The following is a 3,073-nucleotide window of genomic DNA, read 5'->3' as shown; positions in this document are numbered from 1 at the left end:
GAGGCAGGGGAGGCGGGGGAAGCAGAGGACGCAGCGTTAGCCGCCCGCGAGCGCCGGAGAGCACCCCGTTCACGAAGGCGTTGGAGGAATCGGGAGGTCTGTGGGGTCATGGCGGGGTCACCAGCGGTGGGAGTAGTGGTTGCGGAGCCAGATGGCCAGGGCGTTCATGGCCAGCAGGATCACCAGGAGGATCACGATCGCGGCGGCGGCGAGTGAGACGAACTCCGCACGGGACTGGCTGATCCAGTTGAAGATCTGAATGGGCAGCACGGTGAAGGCACTGTCCGGACCGCTCGGGTTGAAGGTGATGAAGGTCAGTCCGCCGAGCAGCAGCAACGGCGCCGCCTCACCGATGGCCCGGGACAGGGCGAGGATCGAGCCGGTGGCCATACCGGGCACGGCCGCGGGCAGCACCTGGCGCCAGATGGTCTGCCAGTGGGTGGCACCCAGCGCCAGCGACGCCTCACGGATCGACGACGGTACGGCCCGGATCGCCTCCCGTGCGGCGATGATCACCGTGGGCAGGACCAGCAGCGACAGGGTGAGCGCGGCGGTCAGCACGGTCTGCCCGAAGCCGAGTCCGCGGGAGATGATGCCGAGCCCGAGGATGCCGTAGACGATCGACGGGATCGCCGCCAGGTTCTGGATGTTGATCTCGATCGCGCGGTTCCACCAGCGCTCCGGGTCGGCGTACTCCTCCAGGTGGATGGCGGTGAGAAACCCGATGGGCAGGCAGAACAGCCCGGTGAAGGCGATCACCCAGATGGTGCCCATGATCGCCGACTGGGCGCCGGCCTTGGAGGGGTCGATGATGTCGGGGAAGTTCGTCAGGATCCGCAGGTCCAGCCGGGGCCATGCCTCCACCACGACGTACACGAGCAGACAGCCGAGGAAGACCACACCGACGGCGAGCGAGGCCCACAGGCCGAGCTGGAACAGCCTCTCCCGCCACGGGGTGCCGTCGCTCCTGAGCCGGGGCGCCTCCGGTACGCCGGCCTCCGGCCGCTCGTCGTGCACGGGGGTGCCCATCACTCGTACACCTGCCGGTACTTGCGCACCAGGCGAATGCTGACCAGGTTCATCACCAGCGTCATGACGAAGAGCAGCGTGCCCACCGCGAAGATCGTCTGATAGCCGATGGAACCGGTCGGCAGGTCGCCGATGCCGGCGGCCGCGATGAACGCGGTCATGGTCTGCATGCCTTCGAGCGGGTTGAAGGACAGATTGGGACGCCCGCCCGCGGCGATCGCCACGATCAACGTCTCGCCGATCGCACGTGAGACGCCGAGCACGATGGCGGCGACGATGCCGGACAGCGCGGCCGGGAAGACGACCCGGGTGGAGACCTGCATACGGGACGACCCGAGCGCGTACCCGCCGTCGCGCAGCTCGTTCGGTACGGCGTTCATGGCGTCCTCGGAGAGCGAGGCGATCGTCGGGATGATCATGATGCCCATGACGAAGCCCGCCGAGAGGGCGTTGAAGACCTCCGGGCCGTCACCGCCGGGCCAGATGTCCTGCAGCAGCGGGGTGACGGCTTGCAGGGCGAAGAAGCCGTACACGACGGTGGGGATCCCGGCGAGGACCTCCAGGATCGGCTTGAAGAACGAGCGGACCCTGGGCCTGGCGTACTCGCTCAGGTACACCGCCGCGCCCAGGCCCAGCGGTACGGCGACCACCAGCGCGATCAAGGTGATCACGAGCGTGCCGGTGACCAGGGGCAGGACGCCGAAGCTCGCCGGTTTGAACAGCGGGGACCAGTCGGTGCCGGTGATGAAGTCGCCGAAGCTCACCTTGCCGAAGAACTCGACGGAGGGCGGGATGAGCGCGATGACGATGCCGACGGTGGTGAGCACCGAGACCAGCGAGGCGGCCACCAGCAGGACCTTGACCACCTTCTCGACATAGCGTGGCTGGGACCGCCTCAGGAAACCGGAGCTTCCCGGGGCGGCCCTGCGCCGGACGCCCGCGGGGGTCATGAAGTGTGCTGCTCCCTCAGCTTGTTCCACTCGCTGTTCAGCGTGCTCTCCTGCTTGCTGTTCAGGGGCACGAACTGGGCCTTCTCGGCGATGTCGGCGTTGTTCTCGACGTAGTAGTCGACGAACCCCTCGACTTCCGCCTTGTCCAGCGAGGACCCCTTCGGGTAGATGAACAGCGGCCGGGACAGGGGCTTGTAGGTGCCGTTCTGCACGGTCTCGGTGGTGGGCTCGACGCAGCCGTCACCGTCGTTGATCTTCAGGATCTTCAGGTCGTCCTTGTTCTCCTCGTAGTACGACAGCCCGAAGTAGCCCATGCCGCCCTTGGAACCGGACACGCCCTGCACGGTGACGTTGTCGTCCTCGCTCGGCGAGTAGTCCGTACGGGAGGCGCCCTCCTCACCGTTGATGGTCTCGGTGAAGTAGTCGAAGGTGCCCGAGTCGGTACCGGGGCCGAACAGCTCCAGTTTCTCGTCCGGGAACTTGGAGTCGACCTGGTTCCAGTTGGTGACCTTCGAGCCGGGCTCCCAGATCTTCTTCAGCTGAGCGACGGTCAGGCATTGGGCCCAGTCGTTGTCCTTGTTGACCACGACCGACAGCCCGTCGTTGGCGATCTGGAGCTGCGCGTACGCGATGTTGTTGTCCTCGCAGTCCGTCTTCTCGTCGGTCTCGATCGGACGCGAGGCATCGTTGATGTCGGTTTCGCCCGCGCAGAACTTCTCGAACCCACCACCCGTGCCGGAGGTACCCACGGTCACCCTGACATTGGGGTTCTGCCCCTGGAACAGCTGAGCCGCCACCGTGGTGAGCGGGGCCACGGTGCTGGACCCGTCCACCCGGATGGTGCCGGACAGATCGCCCTCGACCTCCTCGTCGGCGGCGGAGGCGCCGGTACCGGTGGAACCACCACACGCACCCGCCGTCAGCAATGCGGCACCGACCAGCGCCCCAGGGACCATGGACCTGCGCAACGAAATGTGGATCCTCACGTGGCTCCCCGTTCCTTGTGTCGCCCGCCACTCCGTTTCCCAATATGGGCCAAGAGAACAAAGTGCACTACTTGAGCAATTCAATAGAAACCCACACCCCCACCAGCC

Annotated in this window: 3 protein-coding genes; all 3 read right to left on the bottom strand. The window is 66.4% G+C overall.

What is annotated here, in order from left to right:
- Positions 1-117: 117 nt before the first annotated feature.
- From pstA to FNH08_RS47890, 3 genes are read right to left on the bottom strand one after another with little or no spacing between them, the layout of a single operon-like run.
- On the bottom strand, positions 118-1,029 hold the full coding sequence (gene pstA / locus FNH08_RS47900; protein ID WP_152778181.1) for a phosphate ABC transporter permease PstA: 912 nt from the start codon (positions 1,027-1,029) through the stop codon (positions 118-120).
- Positions 1,029-1,979, bottom strand: coding sequence for a phosphate ABC transporter permease subunit PstC (gene pstC / locus FNH08_RS47895; RefSeq protein ID WP_152778180.1), 951 nt, complete (start codon positions 1,977-1,979; stop codon positions 1,029-1,031). The genes pstA and pstC overlap by 1 nt, the downstream gene beginning before the upstream one ends.
- Positions 1,976-2,965, bottom strand: coding sequence for a PstS family phosphate ABC transporter substrate-binding protein (locus tag FNH08_RS47890; RefSeq protein WP_322726601.1), 990 nt, complete (start codon positions 2,963-2,965; stop codon positions 1,976-1,978). Before FNH08_RS47890 ends, pstC begins: the two co-directional genes overlap by 4 nt.
- Positions 2,966-3,073 lie beyond the last annotated feature (108 nt).

Source organism: Streptomyces spongiae (genome assembly GCF_009377185.1).
GTDB lineage: Bacteria > Actinomycetota > Actinomycetes > Streptomycetales > Streptomycetaceae > Streptomyces > Streptomyces spongiae.
The sequence above is the reverse complement of the archived record's forward strand: the minus strand, read 5'-3'. Positions and strand labels throughout refer to the sequence as shown.